This window comes from Vibrio sp. F13 (assembly GCF_020806305.2).
GTDB classification, from domain to species: Bacteria; Pseudomonadota; Gammaproteobacteria; order Enterobacterales; family Vibrionaceae; genus Vibrio; species Vibrio crassostreae_C.
Genome location: NZ_CP170175.1, coordinates 2,234,718 through 2,256,754, shown reverse-complemented (window position 1 = coordinate 2,256,754; position 22,037 = coordinate 2,234,718). Strand labels below are relative to the sequence as shown.

Genomic DNA, 22,037 nt, shown 5'->3' with positions numbered 1-22,037 from the left:
TAACTGTGAAAGCCGATCAAAAACATACTCCCATGATGCAGCAGTATCTAAAACTGAAAGCAGAAAACCCAGAAATTCTGCTGTTCTACCGCATGGGCGATTTCTACGAGCTTTTCTACGATGACGCTAAAAAAGCCTCTCAACTCCTCGATATTTCACTGACTAAGCGTGGCTCATCAAATGGTGAACCGATTCCGATGGCAGGTGTTCCATACCATGCGGTTGAAGGATACCTTGCAAAGTTAGTGCAACTTGGTGAGTCCGTAGCAATTTGTGAACAGATTGGTAATCCAGCACTTTCAAAAGGCCCTGTTGAGCGCGCAGTAGTGCGTATCGTGACACCGGGTACCGTAACCGACGAAGCCTTGCTTTCTGAACGCGTTGATAACCTAATTGCAGCCATTTATCACCACAACGGTAAATTCGGTTATGCGACACTTGATATTACCTCTGGCCGATTCCAACTTTGCGAGCCAGAAACAGAAGAAGCGATGGCCGCTGAGCTACAAAGAACCTCTCCGCGTGAGCTGCTGTTCCCTGAAGATTTCGAACCCGTCGATTTAATGGCAAGCCGTAATGGCAACCGCCGCCGCCCTGTATGGGAATTTGAATTAGACACCGCTAAGCAGCAATTGAATAAGCAGTTTGGTACTCGCGATCTGGTTGGCTTTGGCGTAGAAAGCGCGAAACTGGGTCTATGTGCGGCTGGTTGTTTGATCCAATACGTGAAAGATACCCAACGTACTGCCCTCCCTCATATCCGTTCACTCACGATGGATAAACAAGATCACTCGGTGATCCTTGATGCTGCAACTCGTCGTAATTTGGAGATCACGCAAAATCTTGGGGGTGGTACTGATAACACCCTTGCCGAAGTACTTGATCACACTGCGACAGCAATGGGTAGCCGTATGCTTAAGCGTTGGTTACATCAACCAATGCGCAATATATCTGCACTCGATCAGCGCTTAGATGCAATTGGTGAAATGAAAGATTTGGCTCTATTCACAGAACTACAGCCAACCTTAAAACAGATTGGTGATATCGAACGTATTCTCGCTCGATTAGCACTTCGCTCTGCTCGCCCTCGCGATATGGCGCGTCTTCGCCAAGCAATGGAATATTTGCCAGAGCTTGCTGAAACACTGACGCAACTGAAGCACCCATACCTAACTCAACTTGCTCAATATGCTTCTCCTGTGGATGAGGTTTCTGAGCTGCTTGAACGTGCAATCAAAGAGAACCCACCGGTGGTTATCCGTGACGGTGGTGTGATTGCAGAAGGCTACAATGCCGAGTTAGACGAATGGCGCGACCTTGCAGCAGGCGCAACTGAATTTCTTGATAAGCTTGAGCAAGAAGAGCGTGAACGTCATGGCATCGACACGCTAAAAGTTGGCTACAACAACGTACATGGTTTCTTCATTCAAGTAAGCCGTGGGCAAAGCCATCTTGTTCCGCCACACTATGTTCGTCGTCAAACGCTGAAAAATGCTGAGCGTTACATCATTCCTGAGCTAAAAGAGCACGAAGACAAAGTACTTAACTCTAAGTCGAAAGCACTCGCTATCGAGAAACAGCTGTGGGAAGAGTTGTTTGACTTACTACTGCCGTATCTAGAGCGCCTACAAAATATCGCCTCTTCAGTATCTCAGCTTGATGTTCTACAGAACTTGGCTGAGCGTGCAGATACCCTTGATTACTGTCGTCCAACCATGACAGAGTCTGCTGGCGTACAAATTCAGGCCGGTCGTCACCCTGTTGTTGAACAAGTGATGGACGAACCTTTCATTGCTAACCCTATCGACCTGAATGATCAACGTAAGATGCTGATCATCACGGGTCCCAACATGGGTGGTAAATCGACCTACATGCGCCAAACGGCACTCATCGCATTGATGGCTCATATCGGTTGTTATGTTCCTGCAGAAAGCGCAACCATCGGCTCTATCGACCGTATCTTTACGCGTATTGGCGCATCCGATGATTTGGCTTCTGGCCGTTCAACCTTCATGGTTGAGATGACAGAAACCGCAAATATCCTGCACAATGCAACACCAAACAGCCTTGTGCTAATGGATGAAATCGGTCGTGGTACCAGTACTTACGATGGCCTGTCTCTGGCTTGGGCAAGTGCAGAGTGGCTAGCCAATCAAATCAATGCGATGACACTGTTTGCAACGCACTACTTTGAGCTAACTGAACTACCTAACCAACTTCCAACTTTAGCAAACGTACACTTAGATGCGGTTGAGCATGGTGATAGCATTGCCTTTATGCACGCAGTTCAAGAAGGTGCTGCAAGTAAATCTTATGGTCTAGCGGTTGCAGGTTTAGCTGGCGTACCGAAAGCAGTGATCAAGAATGCTCGTGCGAAGCTGACTCAGTTAGAAGCGTTAAGTATGGAGTCGCCAACATCGAAGCCAAGTGGTGTTGATATCGCGAACCAACTGAGCCTGATCCCTGAACCGAGTGAAGTGGAGCAAGCACTAGCGAATGTTGATCCTGATGATCTAACACCTCGCCAAGCATTAGAAGAACTTTACCGCTTGAAGAAGCTGCTTTAGTTTCTTACCAAGTAGCTTGTTATGGCCGTACTGCTATTTTGATTAGACGGCATGAAATACCAAAGCCACAAACAAAAAAACGCTGACTTAAAGTCAGCGTTTTTATTTGTCTTCTATTTAGAGAAGCATCATCCGTTCAATTAGTCGTTTTCTACGTTGAACAGGTTTTCCATATTCAGACCTTGCTTGATAAGAATCTCACGTAGACGGCGAAGACCTTCAACTTGGATTTGACGAACACGTTCACGAGTCAGGCTGATTTCGCGGCCCACTTCTTCTAATGTTGACGGTTCATAACCCAGTAGTCCAAAGCGACGCGCAAGCACCTCTTTCTGCTTAGGATTCAGCTCATCAAGCCAGAAAATCAACGAGTTCTTGATATCGCTATCTTGAGTTGAAACCTCAGGATCTGAATTATTGATGTCTGGAATAATATCCAACAGCGCTTTCTCACCGTCACCACCAATTGGCGTATCAACAGAGCTCACTCTTTCGTTTAGACGAAGCATCTTGCTCACATCACCAACCGGCTTATCTAACTTAGAAGCAATTTCTTCTGCCGTTGGTTCATGGTCAAGCTTTTGTGATAGCTCTCTTGCAGTACGTAGGTAGATGTTCAGCTCTTTCACAACATGGATTGGCAAACGGATAGTGCGAGTCTGATTCATTAACGCACGTTCAATGGTTTGACGAATCCACCATGTCGCGTAAGTTGAGAAGCGGAAGCCACGCTCTGGATCAAACTTCTCTACGGCGCGAATCAAACCTAGGTTGCCTTCTTCGATTAGATCGAGAAGTGCAAGGCCGCGGTTGCTATAACGACGTGAAATTTTTACCACTAAACGCAGGTTACTTTCGATCATGCGTTTACGTGCTGCTTCATCACCGCGTAGAGCTCGACGTGCATATAGCACTTCTTCTTCAGCGGTTAGTAGTGGTGAGAAACCAATTTCGCCTAAGTAGAGTTGAGTGGCATCTAAACTTTTAGACGTAACTTCAACTTCTTCTTTCGCTTCGGTTTTCTTAGTGACTGTTCGTTTTGCTTTTCCAAGAGCTTCCGGTTCCGTGGTTGCTTGGTCAAGATCGAACTCTTCTTTGGTTACTGCATTGCTTATACTCATAACGCCTCCCCCTGGCGAAATTAGCATGACATTACAACTTCATATGTCGCTAAATGACTATGTCACTCCATACAATACGTAATTTTTGCATATTGTATTTAAGGTAAATATCGTTTTGGATTAACGGACTTACCTTGGTAACGAATCTCAAAGTGCAGCCTAACACTGCTGGCTCCAGAGCTTCCCATTGTTGCAATCTTCTGCCCTGGTTTCACACTTTGCCCTTCAGATACTAATAGTCGGTCGTTGTGCGCGTATGCACTTAAGTAATTATCATTGTGCTTCACAATCACTAGATTGCCGTAGCCTCGTAGTGCATTACCCGAATAAACAACCGTTCCCCCTGCAGTAGATACTATTGGCTGACCTCGCTGTCCTGCTATGTCTATGCCTTTATTTCCTTGTTCGCCTACAGAGAAACTCTTGATTACTCTCCCTTTAGTTGGCCATAACCATTTGGATACTTTATCACTTGTTGGTTTGGTGGGCGGTGTAACATTCTGTTTACCTTTAGAACCAACATACTCCTTTGATTTGGATTGTTCAACCTTCTTTGGTGGATCTTTTTTCACCACTTTGGTGGTAGTTTGAGCTGGAGCCGGTTTAGAGTTTTTGCTCGGTTGCGATGTGGTTTTAGGTTTACTTGCCGCAGATGACGTTGTCGATGCCGCGACAGGCGCAGCAACTGCTGCTGCCGCTACCGTTGATTTACCATACGCTGGCGCATTGTAGCTAGGACGCCACAACTTAAGCTTCTGCCCGGGGTGGATAGTATAAGGCGCAGACAATTTGTTGTAGCTGACGAGGTCATTGACGTCTTTATTGGTCACATAAGCGATGAAATAAAGCGTATCGCCTTTTTTCACTTCATAGTAACTGCCGCGATAACTACCACGATCAATCGATGAGTATTTCTTGTTAAGGCTTGAAACCGGCGCAGGCGAATTCGCTGCACACCCAACAAGGGCACAGCTAAGCAGTAAAGTACTTCCTTTAAACAACTTCGAACGCATCGACTCTCTATCCACCTACACCATTAATCTTGTTATTAAGCTAGTTCACCAGGAACAAGAGGTACAAATCTCACCATTTCGATAACACTCGATAAAAACTCATCGCCGTGTCGAACGATCTTCAATAGTTGCTGTTCGTCATCACCGACAGGAATCAGTAAACGACCGCCATCTTTCAGCTGTTGCAGAAGCGCTTGAGGAATCGACTCTGCAGCGGCGGTGACAATAATCGCATCAAAAGGGGCTTTTGAAGACCAACCTTGCCAACCATCACCGTGCTTAGTTGAGATATTGTAGAAATCGAGTTGCTTCAACCTACGCTTGGCATCCCATTGTAGCGACTTTATTCTTTCAACCGAATACACATGATCAACAAGTTGAGCCAATACCGCAGTTTGGTAACCAGAACCCGTTCCGATCTCCAAGACACGGCTATCTTGTTGTAATTCAAGTAGCTCTGTCATTTTAGCAACAATGTATGGCTGTGAGATTGTCTGACCCTGACCGATAGGCAGCGCATTATTATCATAGGCTTGGTGATACATCGCCTGTGATAAAAAGCTCTCTCTCGGCAGTTGGTAAATCGCATCAAGAACCTTTTGATCCTGAATACCATTTTCAATCAGGAAAGTAATTAAACGCTCAGCTTGCGGATTACTCACTTACTTCTCCCCTAACCATGTTGCCATCGCACCCAACGACTCATGCGCCGTCAGATCAACCTGCAACGGTGTTACCGACACAAAGCCATGCTCAATCGCGTAAAAATCGGTACCTTCACCGGCATCTTGCTCTTTACCCGGAGGGCCAAGCCAATAGATATCGTGACCACGCGGGTCTTTTTGCTTGATCATATCTTCAGCGTGATGACGAGCACCTAAGCGCGTCACCTGAGTACCAGACAATTGTTCTAAGGCTAAATCAGGAACGTTTACGTTCAACAAGCGGTTGGTCGGGATTGGGTTTGCTAAATGTTGTTCGACAATACGACGAGCAATCGCTGCCGCTGTCTTAAAATGTTTTTTTCCCACCAGAGAAAACGCTACCGATTGAACGCCTAGAAAATGCCCTTCCATTGCTGCAGCCACCGTGCCGGAATAAAGCACGTCATCACCCAGGTTAGCACCGTGATTAATGCCCGTTAATACCAGATCAGGCATGTCATTCTTTAGCAGTTCGTTTAACGCAAAATGCACACAGTCGGTCGGTGTTCCTTGTACCGAATAGGTATTTTCAGTAATCTCTTGAACACGCAGAGGCTGTTCTAAAGTTAATGAATTTGACGCACCCGAGCGATTACGGTCAGGGGCAACAATGATAACGTCAGCAAGATCACGTAGCTCATTTGCCAGCTCATGAATACCTTGAGCGTGCACACCATCATCATTGCTGAGTAAAATCTTCATCTTGTATCCTTTCTTTTGTTCCCATGCTAAGCCAAGTCACTTAAATTCCAATATCAAGTGACTCAGCTCCAAGCAGAATCGTTATTGCTCGTAGGTTCTCTCTACGTGTACTTCTTCAACCAATTCGCGAACGATCGCTGTTGCGAAACAACCCGCATCAAGAGAGAACTTAAGCGTGACATTATCTTCGTTCACTTCCCAAGTTAAGTCTGTTGGTTTCAGTGACGCTTCACGGCGATCATGACGCATACGGTTACCACGAATCAGAGCCATTAGATCCGGTTCAGCATCAAGGTGTTTCTGTTCTAGAGCTTGAGACTCATCAATCGTTGGTAAGGCATTATCGCCAGCCAAAGCAACAGTTATCAAAGCAGAACCGTTCGCAATGTCTTGGTTTACAGCTTCAATGTTGTCTGCTGTTACTGCCAGTTGAGCACCGTCTTTCACCACGATATCGCCAACCAATGCTGATGCAAACGCATCTTGCTCAATACGGTCTGAAAGGATCAGGTTGTAAATCCACGAACGAGCAGCAGAAAGGTACAAGCTGCGCTTATTCTGGTTACGAGTACGAACGTTATCGCGGCCCCAACGACGAGCTTCAGATAGGTTGTTACCTTCATTGCCAAAACGCTGAGCACCAAAGTAGTTTGGCACGCCCACTTGAGCGACTTTTTCCAAACGCTTGACCACATCATCGCAATCCGTTACTTCAGACAAGGTCAACTCAAATTGGTTGCCAACTAAATCGCCTGGACGTAACTTTTTGTTGTGTCGCGCTGTCGCTAAGATTTCAATGCTTGGGTATTGTGCTAAGAACCCTGAAAATTCAGGCTCACCTTTCGGTAGGTGAACGCTCAACCACTGCTCTGTCACAGCGTGGCGGTCTTTCAAACCCGCCCAGCTCACGTCTTTCGACTTAACACCGCAAGCTTTAGCCAGCTCGTTTGCTACGAAGCTCGTGTTTTCACCAGTTTTACGAATACGAACCATTAGGTGCTCGCCTTCACCAGCAAACTCAAAACCCAAGTCTTCATTAACGACAAAGTGTTCGGCTTTTGCTTTTAGTTTTGCTTTCGCAGTTGGTTTACCGTTTAGATAAGCCAATGAAGATAAAATATCTGACATGCTGTTCTTTTCGTGTTGGTGCTTACGCACTTTTAGTAATTAGGACCACCGCTTCACATGCGATGCCCTCTTTGCGACCTGTAAAACCTAAACGCTCAGTGGTCGTCGCTTTTACATTCACATTGCTAATGCTGGTTTCTAGGTCTTGAGCAATAGCTTGGCACATAGAGTCTATATGAGGCGCCATCTTTGGAGCTTGCGCCATGATAGTAATATCGGCATTACCAATCACGTAACCTTGTTCTTTTACTCGACGGTAAACATCTTTCAGTAGCTCACGGCTATCCGCACCTTTCCATTCGTCATCGGTATCAGGGAAATGACGACCAATATCACCCGCAGCAATCGCACCCAATAGAGCGTCACACAACGCATGAAGGGCAACATCACCGTCTGAGTGTGCAATAAGACCTTGCTCGTAGGGTATGCTTACACCACCAATAATTACCGGGCCTTCACCACCAAACTTATGTACATCAAAGCCATGGCCAATACGAATCATCATTATTCCTTATTCTGACTTAAATAGAACTCAGCAAGCGCTAAATCTTCAGGCTGAGTAATCTTAAAATTATCTGAACGCCCTGCCACTAAAGCGGGCGATAAACCTTTCCATTCAAAGGCTGAGGCTTCATCAGTAATTGAAGCGCCTTGTTGCAACGCCTCACTTAATGCCTTCCACAGAGGCTTTGCTCTGAACATTTGCGGCGTAAGTGCATGCCATAAATCGGCACGCTCAACGGTATGCTCGATCTGCCCTTGGGCACCGCGCTTCATCGTGTCACGAACTGGAGCCGCTAAAATAGCGCCCACATCATGGCTCATCGCGCCGGAAATTAGCTTGTCGATATCACTTAGCTGAACACACGGCCTTGCCGCATCGTGAACCATTACCCAATCACTAAGCTGCTGCTCAGCGATATAGTTTAGCGCAGAGAGTACAGAGTCCGCTCGCTCGCTTCCGCCTGACACTCTGATCACTTGCGGGTTCAGGTTGAGTGCAAGATCAGGGTAGTATGGGTCATCATCGCTGATCGCAACGACAATTTGAGCGACTTGTGGGTGAGACAGTAATTTCTCAATGGTGTGCTCTAAAATTGTTTTGTCGTGAATCTTGAGATATTGCTTAGGGCGGTCTGCCTTCATTCGGCTACCGACGCCCGCCGCAGGTACAACGGCAATCACGCTTTGAAGTTGAGTCGACATTAATGGGATTCCTCACCAATGATGCGATAAAACGTTTCACCTTCTTTGACCATTCCAAGTTCATGACGTGCGCGTTCTTCTATCGCGTCTAAGCCTTGGCGTAGATCGTCAATTTCAGCAAACATTTCTGCATTTCGAATATGCAGCTTTTCATTTACTTGCTGTTGAACTTGGATTTCGTTGTTCACACCGTAGTAATCAGAGATACCATTTTTACCGAGCCACAGTGTGTGTTGTAGCCAGCCAAACACTATGAGCAGTACTAAAGCAAAAATTCGCATAACACCTTTCGCCGGTTGAAAAAGAAGGAACTAGAATAAGGCACATATATACCATAATGAGCTTATTGGTGCGAGATATGTGGTGTCAGGGAATCAATAAGTCGGGGAGTCATTGTCAGGAAAACAATGAGATTCCCTACTCCTTCCTTCGTCAGTCTAGGGAATGACGAACTTTATATGTGACAAGGAGGAGCTTTAGAGCCTAGAGCTTCTTTCATTCAGTTTTCTACAGACAAAAAAATGCCCCGCATAAGCGAGGCATTCAAAAGTATTAGTGCATAATTCTAACTAGTTGGTGCTGTAGCAAGGCAACAAAGAAGATTCAGCTATGGAGCATAGTTTCCTATGTGACTTAGTGAATCTTCTGCAGTTAACGCAGCTACAGTGCCAAATAGGACGAATTATTGACCTTTAACTTCTTTAAGACCGTTGTAAGGAGCTTTAGAACCTAGAGCTTCTTCGATACGGATAAGTTGGTTGTACTTAGCAACACGGTCAGAACGGCTCATAGAACCAGTTTTGATTTGACCTGCAGCTGTACCTACCGCTAGATCAGCGATAGTTGCATCTTCAGTTTCGCCAGAACGGTGAGAGATTACTGCAGTGTAGCCAGCGTCTTTAGCCATCTTGATAGCAGCTAGAGTCTCTGTTAGAGAACCGATTTGGTTGAACTTGATAAGGATAGAGTTAGCTACGCCTTTCTCGATACCTTCAGCAAGAATCTTAGTGTTTGTAACGAACAGATTGTCACCAACGATTTGAAGTTTGTTGCCTAGAAGTTCAGTTTGGTGCTTGAAGCCATCCCAATCTGACTCGTCAAGACCGTCTTCAATAGAAACGATTGGGAAGTTGTTCGCTAGCTCAGCTAGGTAGTGGTTGAACTCTTCAGAAGTGAAAGTTTTACCTTCGCCCTTCATGTTGTAGATACCAGCTTCTTTGTCGAAGAACTCAGATGCTGCACAGTCCATAGCAAGAGTAACGTCTTTACCTAGTTCGTAACCAGCAGCTGCAACAGCTTCTGCGATAACTTCTAGAGCTTCAGCGTTAGACTTAAGGTTAGGAGCGAAACCACCTTCATCACCAACTGCAGTGCTGTAGCCTTTAGACTTAAGAACTTTAGCTAGGTTGTGGAATACTTCAGCGCCGATACGTAGACCTTCTTTAAGAGTTTTAGCGCCAACTGGTTGGATCATGAACTCTTGGATGTCAACGTTGTTATCTGCGTGCTCACCACCGTTGATGATGTTCATCATTGGTAGAGGCATAGAGAACTGACCAGCAGTACCGTTTAGCTCAGCGATGTGCTCGTATAGAGGCATGCCTTTCGCAGCAGCAGCAGCTTTTGCGTTAGCTAGAGATACAGCTAGGATAGCGTTCGCGCCGAACTTAGACTTGTTATCAGTACCGTCTAGGTCAAGCATGATTTGGTCAACGTCAGCTTGTGCTTTAGCGTCAGTACCAACTAGAGCTTCAGCGATTGGGCCGTTTACAGCTTCAATAGCTTTAAGAACACCTTTACCTAGGAAACGTGATTTGTCGCCGTCACGTAGCTCAAGAGCTTCGCGAGAACCAGTAGATGCGCCAGATGGAGCAGCAGCCATACCTACGAAACCGCCTTCTAGGTGTACTTCAGCTTCTACAGTTGGGTTACCACGTGAATCGATGATTTCACGACCTAGAACTTTAACGATCTTAGACATTGAATGTTTCCTTCTCGTTGAATATATAAATGTCAAATTTAAAGGTAGCAGCACAACTTACGCAGCTACCTGTATTCCTTTTTACTTCTCTAACTCGCCGCGCTGGAACTCACCAGCCGCTTTAACGAAACCTGCAAACAATGGGTGACCATCGCGAGGTGTTGAAGTGAACTCTGGGTGGAATTGAGCAGCAACGAACCATGGGTGGTTCGGGTTCTCAATAACTTCAACCAGTTTCTTGTCCGCAGATAGACCCGATACTTTTAGGCCCGCTTTTTCGATTTGTGGACGAAGATTGTTGTTCACTTCGTAACGGTGACGGTGACGTTCATGGATCGTCGCGCTACCGTATAATTCGTAAGCTTTCGTCCCTTTCGCTAGGTGACAAAGCTGTGAACCAAGACGCATTGTGCCGCCAAGGTCAGATGTTTCTGTACGCTCTTCAACTTTACCTTCGCCATCAGTCCACTCAGTGATAAGACCAACAACTGGGTACTTAGTTTCAGTACAGAATTCAGAAGAGTGTGCCCCTTCCATTTTCGCAACGTTACGAGCGTACTCGATAAGTGCTACTTGCATACCTAGACAGATACCTAAGTACGGTACTTTGTTTTCACGAGCGTATTGAGCAGCAAGAATCTTACCTTCAACACCACGGTCACCAAAGCCACCAGGAACTAGGATTGCATCTAGGCCTTCTAAAACTTCTACGCCACGAGACTCAACGTCTTGTGAATCTACGTATTTAATATTAACGCTTAGGCGATTTTTCAAGCCCGCGTGTTTTAGCGCTTCATTTACTGATTTGTATGCGTCTGGTAGTTCAATGTACTTACCAACCATACCAATCGTCACTTCACCCGTTGGGTTAGCTTCTTCGTAAATTACTTGTTCCCATTCAGACAGGTCTGCTTCTGGAGCTGTGATGCCGAAACGCTTACATACAAGTTCATCAGTACCTTGAGCTTTAATAAGCTGAGGGATCTTGTAGATAGAGTCAACATCGCGCATAGAAATAACTGCATTTTCTTGCACATTACAGAACAGAGCAATTTTCTTACGCTCGTTCGAAGGAATGTTGCGGTCTGAACGACAAACTAGGATGTCTGGCTGAATACCAATAGACAGTAGCTCTTTTACAGAGTGTTGCGTTGGCTTAGTTTTCACTTCGCCCGCAGCTGCTAGGTATGGCACTAGAGTAAGGTGCATGAACATTGCGCGTTCACGGCCTAGTTCTACTGCTAGCTGACGAATCGCTTCCATGAATGGTAGAGATTCGATATCACCAACCGTACCACCAACTTCAACGATCGCGATATCGTGGCCAGCTGCGCCAGAAATTACACGCTCTTTGATAGAGTTAGTGATGTGTGGGATAACCTGAATAGTTGCACCTAGGTAATCACCGCGACGCTCTTTTGCTAGTACGTCTGAGTAAACACGACCTGCAGTGAAGTTGTTACGCTTAGTCATCTTGGTGCGAATGAATCGCTCATAGTGACCAAGGTCAAGGTCTGTTTCAGCGCCATCTTCCGTAACGAACACTTCACCGTGCTGAGTCGGGCTCATAGTGCCTGGATCAACGTTGATGTAAGGGTCAAGCTTCATCATGGTCACTTTAAGACCACGAGCTTCTAAAATAGCTGCAAGAGATGCTGCAGCAATACCTTTACCTAGAGAGGATACAACCCCGCCAGTAACAAAAATGTAATTTGTCGTCATGTTTAACCTGAAATTGGTTGAATGAGGGAAATGGACTACTTCTGGACGGGATGAAAATATACCAGAAGCCCCTTATCGCCACAACGTGAAATCTATCACACTGCTATTTTTTATTTTTTGCTTCAAATCAATTCATGATAAAAGCTTTGGTTATCTTTTCTCCGCCACTTTGACTTCATCCCACATGGAATCAAGCTGTTGTAGTGAAAAGTCAGTCAAATTTTTATCTTGCTGACGAACTTTTTGTTCCACCCCTTTAAAGCGACGCGAAAACTTGAGATTGGCTTTATTGAGTGCCGATTCTGGGTTTTTACCTAAATGTCGTACCAAATTGACCGTCGCAAACAGCAAGTCTCCCAACTCTTCTTCAACCAAATCTTCATTTGGCGTCACTTGAAGTGCCTCTTCCAGCACCTCATCGACTTCCTCTAAAACCTTATTAGCCACTGGGCCAATAGAGTCCCAATCAAAGCCATATTTCGCTACCTGTTTTTGAATCTTTGTAGCACGTGAAAGCGCAGGTAGAGAGTTTGGTATTGAGTCTAGAATACTTTCTTGAGTTTTGCCTGCCTGAGCTTTTTCTTTGGCTTTTTCAGCTTCCCAGTTGGCATTAATTTCTTCATCGCTCGCAAACTCGGTATCAGAAAACACATGCGGATGGCGGCGTGTTAGCTTTTCGTTAATGCCATCAACCACATCAGAGAACTCAAACAACCCCTGTTCTTTCGCTAACTGGCTATAGAAGATCACCTGAAACAACAAGTCACCCAACTCTTCTTGTAGGTTCGGCCAATCTTTGTTGTGAATCGCATCCACCACTTCGTACGTCTCTTCGATAGTATGCGGGACAATTGTTTCAAAATTTTGTTTTAAATCCCAAGGACAGCCACCTTCTGGATCGCGCAGCTTAGTCATAATTTGTTCTAGTTGTTCAATCGGGTGGCTCATGGTGCTTTCCTATTATTCTGTTTGATTGTTTTAATCTAATTCTTTTCTTAAAACTAAAAAAGGTGAGCAGCCAAAACCACTCACCTTTCTATTTTTCGTCATCTCCAAGAGTGAAGTATGAGCGAGTTGGGGATCTCAAATCGCTTTACGAGATTCCCTATCACGTTCGTCCCTCACTGTAGGGAATGACGTGGATAGTATTTTGGCCTACCCCAACCTTTTGACTGACATAACATCTTTGATTTGTTCTACTCGGCTGGTAACGCGACTCAGAATTTCAATATTGGTCACTTCCAAATCGAAATCCATTACCGATAGCTGACGCTTGTAGTCGATGCGGCTCTTCATTGTGGTCACGCTGATCTTTTCATTCGAGAACAGTGAGGTGATGTCTTTCAACAAGCCATTACGTTCTAGCGCTTCAACACGCAGCGTTAGGATGTATGAACCGACAAAGCCATTACCCCAAACGGTATCAATGATACGTTCTGGCGCATGCACGCTTAGCTCGCCTAGCTGTTCACAGTCAGCGCGGTGCACTGAGATACCACGACCTTGAGTGATGTAACCTTTAATCACATCACCTGGGATTGGCTGACAGCAACGCGCTAGGTGCGTCATTAGGTTATCAACGCCCTCAACCACTACCGCATCTTTCTTCGGACGACTCTGTTGTGCAGGCTTGTTTTCCGACTCAAGCAGTTTCTCTAGCGCTTTCTTGTCTTCTTCTTCCGCCGTTGGCTTATTCACTAGCGCATTGATGTGATTAACCACTTGGTTAATACGCAAGTCGCCACTACCAATACCTGCATAGAGTTCGTCTGGCGTATTCACGTTAAAGCGTTTTAGTGCGTATTGATCAGCATCTTTTAGGGTTGCGCCTACTTTCGCTAGCTCAACTTCCAGGATATCACGACCCGCTTCTAGGTTTTTCTCACGGCTTTGTGCGCGGAACCAAGCGTTGATTTTCGCTCGAGCTCGACCAGAATGAACAAAACCTGTGGTTGGATTTAACCAGTCACGAGATGGGTTCGGCTCTTTCTGCGTGATGATCTCAACTTGATCGCCCATCGATAGTTTATGAGTGAACGGTACGATACGCCCCGCTACTTTGGCACCGATACAGCGGTGTCCGACCATCGAGTGGATGTGGTAGGCGAAATCCAACGGGGTTGCGCCCATTGGTAAGTCGACCACGTCACCACGTGGAGTAAATGCGTATACACGGTCATCGAAGACTTGGCTGCGTACCTCATCCAGCATCTCGCCAGAGTCCGACATCTCTTCTTGCCAGTCGATAAGTTTACGCAACCAAGTGATTTTCTCATCGTAGCCACTACGGCCGCTTGAAGCTCCTTCTTTGTACTTCCAGTGCGCCGCCACACCAAGCTCAGAGTCTTCGTGCATTTGCTTAGTACGGATCTGAATCTCAATGGTCTTGCCTTCAGGGCCAAGTACTACGGTATGAATCGACTGGTAACCATTTGGCTTAGGGTTCGCCACATAATCATCAAATTCGCTCGGGAGGTGCTTGTATTTAGTGTGTACCACCCCAAGGCCGGCGTAACAGTCTTGCAGCTGGTCAGCGATAATACGTACTGCTCGTACGTCAAAAAGCTCATCGAAGGCTAAGCCTTTCTTCTGCATTTTGCGCCAGATACTGTAGATGTGTTTTGGTCGGCCACTCACTTCAGCATTGATGTTTGAACGCTGCATTTCTGCGGTTAAATCATCAACGAAATCTGTGATGTATTGTTCACGTACGATACGACGTTCAGACAGCTGTTTCGCAATCTGCTTGTAGGTATCTGGTTGTTGGTAGCGGAATGCGTAATCTTCGATTTCCCACTTAAGTTGGCCGATACCTAAACGGTTAGCCAGTGGTGCATAGATGTTAGAACATTCTTTTGCTGCCGCACGACGCACAGCATCAGGTGCCTTTTTCACCTCAATAAGGTTACAGATTCGCTCCGCTAGCTTGATGACTACGCAACGGAAGTCATCAACCATTGCTAATAGCATGCGACGAACGTTATCGACTTGACCCGAGGCTGCACTGCCTTCAAGGGTCACGTTTAGCTGGCCCAAGGCCGCCATTTCTTCAACGCCGTCAATCAGCTTAACGATTTCTTTGCCGTAGCTTTCTTCGAAGGCTTCGCGTTCAAAAACGCCACTTGATACCACTGGGAAGAGTTGTGCTGCGACTAATGTTGCACGATCCATCGACAGCGTGACCAAGATTTCAATCATCTCGCGTCCACGCCATAGCAAGAGTGATGCTTGCTCGTGATCTTTTAATAGCTCTTCACAGTGACGATAAACTTTGTTCAGTTTATTCGAGGTTTTTGCGTCTTGCTTTAATGACGCAATCCAACTTTCTAGCTCAAACTGTTCGCTTGGGTTTAAATGTGCGCTTCGTACCGCAACCATCGTGCCTTCCTAGTTATTCTGTTTTATACCCAATTCAATATGACTAACTGGTTCCAAGTTAGTTCGACCATATTGATATCAGCGCAGGTGTCCCTGCGCCTTTGTCATTCATTTTTAAGCCTTATTTACGGGCCTTTAAGCCTTGATAAAGAGAGCCATCGATTCTAAATGGCTAGTGTGTGGGAACATATCCAACATACCAAGTTTGGCTAATTGGTAGCCTTGCTTTTCTAAGCTCTCTGAATCTCTAGCTAGAGTAGCAGGATTACACGAAACATAAACCACACGCTTCGCTCCTAACGCTGAAATTTGATCAACGATCCCACTCGCTCCCGCACGTGCCGGGTCAAGCAATATTTTATCGAATTTCTCTTTTGCCCAAGGCTGTGAAGATAAGTCTTCTTCAAGGTTAGCTTGGTAAAATTCCGTATTGCTTAACTGGTTTAACGCTGCATTAGATGTGGCTTGCTGAACCATTTCATCAACGCCTTCTACGCCAACCACAAACGCCGATTGTTGCGCGATAGGCAAACTGAAATTCCCTAAGCCGCAAAACAGGTCGAGCACTCGCTCATCCGCTTGAGGTTCTAGCCACTCAATCGCTTGAGCCACCATCTGCTGATTCACTTTCTGGTTTACTTGGATAAAGTGGTTTGGCTCAAACGGTAACGTCACGCCAGTTTCGCTGTAGCTAGGCGCATCACCAACCAGACGGGCCAACTTATCGGTTTCAGGCATCGAGTACAGCGTAGCGCCTTCTTCTTTTGCTAACGCAATCAGCGCTTGCTCATCTTTTTCAACCAAAGGCTTAAGGTGACGTAGAACCATAACAGGGCCAGTATCGCCCAACACCAATTCAACGTGTCCTAAAGACGTAAGGCTGTTGAAAGTGTTCAGTAAATTTTTCAGTTTTGGCAGCAACACATTAAGGCGAGGATCAAGCACGGCACAGTCGGTGATGTTTTCAATCTGCTTACTCTGCTTCTTACGGAAACCGAATTGAAGCTGTTGTGTCTTCTTATCAACAAATAGGCTGATACGTGCGCGACGTCGATAACCGGTTTCATCACCGACAATAGGTTGTGCAACTTCAGTGTTCGCCGTTTGGTATTGGCTCATCAGGTGCGTCAGAGATTGCGATTTATGCTCAACCTGAGAAGAGTAACCTAGGTGTTGAAGGTGACAGCCACCACACTGATTAAAGTGCTTACAAAACGGCTTTAAACGCTGCTCGCTCGGCTTCAATAACTTGATGAGTTTAGCTCGCGAAAACTTACTTTTGCTCTCAGTAAGTTGAATAACCACCTGCTCACCGGGCAATGCGCCATCAATGAAAACCGGTTTATTCTTTTGATAAGCGATGCCAGCGCCATTGTGATCCATTCGTTCAACCAAAACCGATTGATGCTTGGTCTCGAGTTGAGTTTTCTTTTTTGGTTGGAAAAAACGTGCCATTGCTTGTGCCTAATGTATCTTTTAATAAGTAATTGGTATCCAGGACTCACTATTATGTCTTGGAATCATTGTCGAACGTCACGGCTTTGATTAAGCTTACCGTTCACTTAACCGCCATTGTGTGCGTTATTTTCCCATATCCAGACCTCGATGTAATTAAAGAACATGACCAGATATGGCTTAAGAGCCCGTGTAATTACCTTAACTCTAGCTCCAACCCTGATTATTGGGTTGCTATTGAGTGCATTTTTCTCATTTAACCGCTATCAAGACCTTGAGGGTCAAGTGGTTAACACTGGTACTAGCATCATTGAGCCACTTGCGATTGCGAGTGAATCAGGCATGAAGCTCGAAAGTCGAGAGTCTGTTCGTCAGCTTATTAGCTATGCGCATCGAAAGAATTCTAAGCTGGTGCGCAGTATCGCGGTGTTTGATGAGCGTCATGAGTTGTTTGTAACCTCAAACTTCCACCCCGATTTTGAAAGCCTAACCTATCCCAAAGATAAACCGATCCCGCATTTAAGCTCATCGAACCTGCTCGATAATACGCTGATCCTGCGGACGCCGATCATCGCCGAAGGCCAGTACATCAACTCAGCCAACGGTCAGTCTCAAGCCAACCAAGCGATCGGTTATATTGCGATAGAGTTAGATCTGTCATCACTTCGATTGCAGCAATATCAAGAAGTGTTCTCTGCCTTCTTAGTGTTGATTCTCGGACTTGGTTTATCGGGCGTGTTTGCGTTCCGTTTGATGCACGACGTAACCCAACCGATCACACACATGAAAAATATGGTCGACCGAATTCGTCGTGGTCACCTAGATGTACGTATCGAAGGTAAGATGCATGGTGAGCTAGACTCGCTGAAAAACGGTATCAACGCGATGGCGGTATCGCTATCAGAATATCACGTCGAGATGCAGCACAGTATCGACCAGGCCACATCAGACTTGCGTGAAACTCTTGAACAGCTAGAGATTCAAAACGTTGAGTTAGACATCGCGAAGAAACGCGCGCAAGAAGCGGCTCGTGTTAAATCTGAGTTCTTGGCGAATATGTCTCACGAACTGAGAACCCCATTGAACGGTGTGATTGGCTTTACTCGTCAGATGCTCAAGACCCATCTATCGAACAGTCAAACCGATTACCTGCAAACCATTGAACGTTCGGCAAACAACCTGCTTAGCATCATTAACGATATCTTGGACTTCTCGAAACTTGAAGCCGGTAAATTAGCCCTAGAGAACATTCCATTTGAATTCCAAGCCAGCCTTGAAGAGGTAGTAAACCTTCAAGCAACCAACGCTCATGAGAAAGGCCTAGAGCTGACACTGAAGATCGATCCAAAAGTGCCGCCAGGCGTAGTGGGCGATCCACTGCGTATTCAACAGATCCTGACTAACCTAGTCGGTAACTCAATTAAGTTTACCGAGCGCGGCAACATTGATATCAGCGTTGAGCTGCGTTCACAAAGCGAAGACAACATCGAGCTGCAGTTCATGGTTCGAGATACGGGTATTGGTATCTCGGAGCGTCAACAAGCTCAGCTTTTCCAAGCTTTTAGTCAAGCCGATGCAAGTATCTCTCGTCGTTATGGTGGTACAGGCTTAGGTCTGGTTATCACCCAAAAACTGGTCAGTCAAATGGGCGGAGAGATCAGCCTAACCAGTCGTCTGCACCAAGGCTCAACCTTCTGGTTCACCTTGAGACTATCAACGACTGATATGCCGATGACTGAGCTGATTGAGACTCAGTGTCTACAAGACAAACAACTGCTACTTATCGAACCAAACATGCAAGCGGCATCGATTACTCAGCAAATCCTAACCCAAGAAGGTTTAGTGGTAACGTATCGTTCGGTGATGCCAGACGAGACCACCTCGTATGACTACGTTTTGCTTAACCTAGCCGCCAACCAAGAATATCAATTTGATACCGTGAGTGGTTGGGCGATCGGTGCGAAGAAGATTGCTCAAAACGTGATTATTGGTACACCAAGTACCGAGCTAGCGTTGGGTGAGCAACTAATGAAAGAGGTCGATGTTCAGTGCATTACTAAGCCTCTTTCTCGTAAGAAGCTGCTGCAAACTCTGGTATCGAATCAGGCACCAACCTTGATTGCACCAGCGATTGAAACGCATTCTGAAGAGAAGTTACCGCTTACTGTGATGGCAGTAGACGACAACCCAGCCAACCTTAAGTTGATTACCGCGCTGCTTAAAGAGCGTGTAGAAACCGTCATCAGTTGTACCAGTGGTCAGCAGGCGATAGACAAAGCGACAGAGACGCCATTTGATATCATCTTCATGGATATTCAAATGCCACAGATGGACGGTGTAACCGCTTGTCAGAACATCAAAAAACTGGCGAACAATGCGAACACTCCAGTGATTGCCGTGACCGCACATGCAATGATTGGCGAGCGTGATCGACTGCTTGAAGCGGGCATGGATGACTACCTAACCAAACCGATTGAAGAGCATGTTTTACAGCAGGTTCTGATTCATTGGAGCCCGACCTCTGAGGTTGAGCACATCGAAAAAATAGATCCAGACCACCCAGCGGTCTCCGCTGAAGTCGACAACGGTCCAGTGTCAGAAACTGAAGCCAGCGTACACACAAACATCATCATTGATTGGCAAGCTGCGATGAAACAAGCCGCCAATAAAGAAGACCTCGCACGCGATATGCTGCAAATGCTCGTCGACTTTATTCCAGAGGTGTATGAGGCAGCAGACAAAGCGATAGAAGACAGTGACTATCCAGTTGAAGAGCTGATACACATCATTCACAAGATGCATGGCAGCAGCTCGTACAGCGGCGTACCAAGGCTAAAATCGGTATGTGCGACAATAGAGAAAGAGCTGCGTTCAGGTACTTCTGTTGAAGACATTGAACCTGAGCTTTTCGAGCTTCAGGATGAATTAGATAAGGTTCAAGCAACCGCGATTCACTACTTGAAACAGGCGAAGGCCTAGCGGGTACTTGTTACTCACTAGTATTCTTTAGAGGGTTTACCCGCCAATAAAAAAGCAGAGCTCATGAGCTCTGCTTTTTTCTGTCTAGAGCCAAGAGCACTAGATATAAAGTCGCGATAATCTGTTTACGATTCGAGTAACACCGTTGCCACAGCGTAGTGACGCTCATCCGAGATAGTCAGATGAATCGATGTTGTGCCATTCGCCTCTGCGATTTCACGCGCTTTCTTGTGTAAGCTCAATACTGGCTTACCATGCTCATCGTTTGAAATCTCAAAGTCGTGGAAGGTAACACCCAGCGCAATCCCCGTACCTAACGCCTTAGATGCAGCTTCTTTAGCAGCAAAACGTTTTGCAAGGTAACGGCCTTTTTGCTTCAACTGTTGGAATACTTCAAACTCAGAATCCGTCAAAATACGCTGAGCAAAAGCGTCGCCACTTCGCGACAGCGCCTTCTCGACACGTTCGATTTCTGCGATATCTGTACCTAATCCAACAACTGCCATGTTTCCTCTACTACTTAACTTCTGTCTAATGATTAACTGTACATCGCTTAGTGCCGACGACTTGCCGAACTAAGCGTTGTTACGTGCTGTTTCCATGATTGCTTTCATGTCTGCAACGGCTTTGTTTAAGCCATCAAACACTGCACGTCCCATGATCGAGTGACCGATGTTCAGCTCGTAGATCTCTGGAAGTGCCGCAATCGGTGCTACGTTGTGGTAAGTCAGACCATGACCCGCATTGACTGTGATACCTAAGTCATCTGCATAGCTTGCGCCTGCTGCGATCTTCTTAAGCTCGTCTTGTTGATCTTCTTCTGTCTTAGCATCAGCATAGTGACCCGTGTGCAGTTCAATGAACGGTGCGCCACACGCTTTTGCAGCATCGATTTGCTCACGGTCAGCATCGATAAACAGAGATACCTTGATACCTGCTGCAGACAGTTTTTGTGTCGCCGCTTTGATCTTCTCTAGTTGACCAACTACGTCCAAGCCACCTTCAGTGGTTAGCTCTTCACGTTTTTCAGGAACCAGACAAACAAACTCAGGATTAGTATCGAGTGCAATTTGAACCATCTCGTCCGTTACGGCCATCTCCAAGTTCATGCGAGTTTGAAGTGTTTCAGCCAGAATACGCACATCGCGATCAACGATGTGACGACGGTCTTCACGCAGGTGAATAGTAATGCCATCTGCACCAGCACGTTCAGCGATTTCAGCTGCGTGTACTGGATCTGGGTATTTAGTACCACGTGCATTACGTAGTGTTGCAATATGGTCGATATTAACGCCTAAAAGGATTGAGCTCATTTTCCAATACTCCGTGCTCTGGAGAGGGCTATTGTTGGCATAAATAGCTCTCTACTTTTTAATGGTTTGCCGCCAAGATACGGCTTTAAGGCTATGCGTGTAAAGCGTTTTGCCGCTTTTAACTGCTCTTTAGTGATAAACCTACGTTCGCTGATTGCAATAAGTTCATCGCCCATAAAAGTCAGGTTATCTCGACGTACTGAAGCGATGAAACCTTTCTGCTCTCGATAGCGATAAGTCATGCTCGGATCAATCGCTTCGCCAGTGCCCGCGCAGTGTAAAAAGTCGACGCCGTAACCCATAGCAGATAATAGAGCCAGCTCAAAGCGACGCAGTGCTGGCTCAGGATTATCATTATGCGCCAGCTCTGTTAAAGCATGAAGATAGTCGTGAAAAAGTGCAGGCATCGGTACTTCCGCCATCAATACCCGACCGATAAGCTCGTTCACGTACATGCCTGAATACAGATTAATACCGGCGAGAGGGAGCCCCAAGCTGATGGGTTCAGCTTGGCGTAAGGTTTTCATCGAACCATTACCAGACCACTTAAGCAATAGCGGCGTAAAAGGTTGTAATGCACCTTTCAAATTGGAACGCTTGCTGCGAGCGCCTTTAGACATCAACGTCACCCGACCGAACTCTTCGCTGAAGACGTCCAAGATCAGGCTCGACTCACTGTATGGTCGACGGTGCAACACAAAGCATCGCTGTAACCCTTCGCTCAATCACTTACCCTTATTACAGATACAAAAAGAGAGAGTTCGCACT

Annotated in this window: 18 protein-coding genes; 2 read left to right on the top strand and 16 right to left on the bottom strand. The window is 46.1% G+C overall.

Annotated features, from left to right (window positions below; all coding sequences use genetic code 11):
• Window positions 1-5: 5 nt before the first annotated feature.
• A complete protein-coding gene (mutS, locus tag LMH68_RS10525) occupies window positions 6-2,567 on the top strand; it encodes a DNA mismatch repair protein MutS (protein WP_017059026.1) in 2,562 nt (853 codons plus the stop codon).
• A 140-nt stretch (window positions 2,568-2,707) separates the two neighbouring features.
• On the opposite strand, the gene rpoS is transcribed toward mutS, so the two are convergent.
• The 13 genes from rpoS to rlmD form a co-directional block, all read right to left on the bottom strand.
• On the bottom strand, window positions 2,708-3,688 hold the full coding sequence (gene rpoS / locus LMH68_RS10520; RefSeq protein WP_017059027.1) for an RNA polymerase sigma factor RpoS: 981 nt from the start codon (window positions 3,686-3,688) through the stop codon (window positions 2,708-2,710).
• 98 nt (window positions 3,689-3,786) lie between these two features.
• Window positions 3,787-4,701: a murein hydrolase activator NlpD gene (gene nlpD / locus LMH68_RS10515; RefSeq protein ID WP_229648155.1), complete on the bottom strand. Its 915-nt coding sequence runs from the start codon at window positions 4,699-4,701 to the stop codon at window positions 3,787-3,789.
• Between the two features lie 35 nt (window positions 4,702-4,736).
• Window positions 4,737-5,363 carry a protein-L-isoaspartate(D-aspartate) O-methyltransferase gene (locus tag LMH68_RS10510; protein ID WP_017059029.1) on the bottom strand — a complete coding sequence of 209 codons (627 nt, stop codon included), beginning with the start codon at window positions 5,361-5,363 and terminating at the stop codon, window positions 4,737-4,739.
• The gene (surE, locus tag LMH68_RS10505; RefSeq protein ID WP_017059030.1) at window positions 5,364-6,107 is read right to left on the bottom strand and encodes a 5'/3'-nucleotidase SurE; all 744 of its coding nucleotides are present in this window, start codon (window positions 6,105-6,107) and stop codon (window positions 5,364-5,366) included.
• 81 nt (window positions 6,108-6,188) lie between these two features.
• On the bottom strand, window positions 6,189-7,235 hold the full coding sequence (truD, locus tag LMH68_RS10500; protein WP_229648156.1) for a tRNA pseudouridine(13) synthase TruD: 1,047 nt from the start codon (window positions 7,233-7,235) through the stop codon (window positions 6,189-6,191).
• Between the two features lie 22 nt (window positions 7,236-7,257).
• Window positions 7,258-7,737 carry a 2-C-methyl-D-erythritol 2,4-cyclodiphosphate synthase gene (ispF, locus tag LMH68_RS10495; protein ID WP_004739053.1) on the bottom strand — a complete coding sequence of 160 codons (480 nt, stop codon included), beginning with the start codon at window positions 7,735-7,737 and terminating at the stop codon, window positions 7,258-7,260.
• A gap of 2 nt (window positions 7,738-7,739) precedes the next feature.
• Window positions 7,740-8,441, bottom strand: coding sequence for a 2-C-methyl-D-erythritol 4-phosphate cytidylyltransferase (gene ispD / locus LMH68_RS10490; protein WP_017059032.1), 702 nt, complete (start codon window positions 8,439-8,441; stop codon window positions 7,740-7,742).
• Complete coding sequence (gene ftsB / locus LMH68_RS10485; RefSeq protein WP_010435786.1) at window positions 8,441-8,722, bottom strand: cell division protein FtsB; 282 nt, start codon at window positions 8,720-8,722, stop codon at window positions 8,441-8,443. The genes ispD and ftsB overlap by 1 nt, the downstream gene beginning before the upstream one ends.
• 401 nt (window positions 8,723-9,123) lie before the next feature.
• Window positions 9,124-10,422: a phosphopyruvate hydratase gene (gene eno, locus LMH68_RS10480; RefSeq protein WP_413755055.1), complete on the bottom strand. Its 1,299-nt coding sequence runs from the start codon at window positions 10,420-10,422 to the stop codon at window positions 9,124-9,126.
• An 81-nt stretch (window positions 10,423-10,503) separates the two neighbouring features.
• Complete coding sequence (locus tag LMH68_RS10475; protein WP_017063214.1) at window positions 10,504-12,144, bottom strand: CTP synthase; 1,641 nt, start codon at window positions 12,142-12,144, stop codon at window positions 10,504-10,506.
• 150 nt (window positions 12,145-12,294) lie between these two features.
• On the bottom strand, window positions 12,295-13,092 hold the full coding sequence (mazG, locus tag LMH68_RS10470) for a nucleoside triphosphate pyrophosphohydrolase (protein WP_137001308.1): 798 nt from the start codon (window positions 13,090-13,092) through the stop codon (window positions 12,295-12,297).
• Between the two features lie 207 nt (window positions 13,093-13,299).
• Complete coding sequence (relA, locus tag LMH68_RS10465; protein WP_017063212.1) at window positions 13,300-15,522, bottom strand: GTP diphosphokinase; 2,223 nt, start codon at window positions 15,520-15,522, stop codon at window positions 13,300-13,302.
• Window positions 15,523-15,657: 135 nt separating this feature from the next.
• A complete protein-coding gene (gene rlmD, locus LMH68_RS10460; RefSeq protein ID WP_229648157.1) occupies window positions 15,658-16,977 on the bottom strand; it encodes a 23S rRNA (uracil(1939)-C(5))-methyltransferase RlmD in 1,320 nt (439 codons plus the stop codon).
• A gap of 165 nt (window positions 16,978-17,142) precedes the next feature.
• On the opposite strand from rlmD, the gene barA reads away from it, so the two are divergent.
• Window positions 17,143-19,956 (top strand): two-component sensor histidine kinase BarA, encoded by a 2,814-nt coding sequence (gene barA, locus LMH68_RS10455; RefSeq protein ID WP_229648158.1) that lies wholly within the window; start codon window positions 17,143-17,145, stop codon window positions 19,954-19,956.
• A 125-nt stretch (window positions 19,957-20,081) separates the two neighbouring features.
• On the opposite strand, the gene acpS is transcribed toward barA, so the two are convergent.
• From acpS to recO, 3 genes are all read right to left on the bottom strand, one after another.
• Window positions 20,082-20,462, bottom strand: a complete 381-nt coding sequence (gene acpS / locus LMH68_RS10450) for a holo-ACP synthase (protein ID WP_017059039.1) — start codon at window positions 20,460-20,462, stop codon at window positions 20,082-20,084.
• A gap of 69 nt (window positions 20,463-20,531) precedes the next feature.
• A complete protein-coding gene (gene pdxJ, locus LMH68_RS10445; RefSeq protein ID WP_017059040.1) occupies window positions 20,532-21,269 on the bottom strand; it encodes a pyridoxine 5'-phosphate synthase in 738 nt (245 codons plus the stop codon).
• Complete coding sequence (gene recO, locus LMH68_RS10440) at window positions 21,266-21,994, bottom strand: DNA repair protein RecO (RefSeq protein ID WP_019826299.1); 729 nt, start codon at window positions 21,992-21,994, stop codon at window positions 21,266-21,268. The genes pdxJ and recO overlap by 4 nt, the downstream gene beginning before the upstream one ends.
• Window positions 21,995-22,037: the final 43 nt, after the last annotated feature.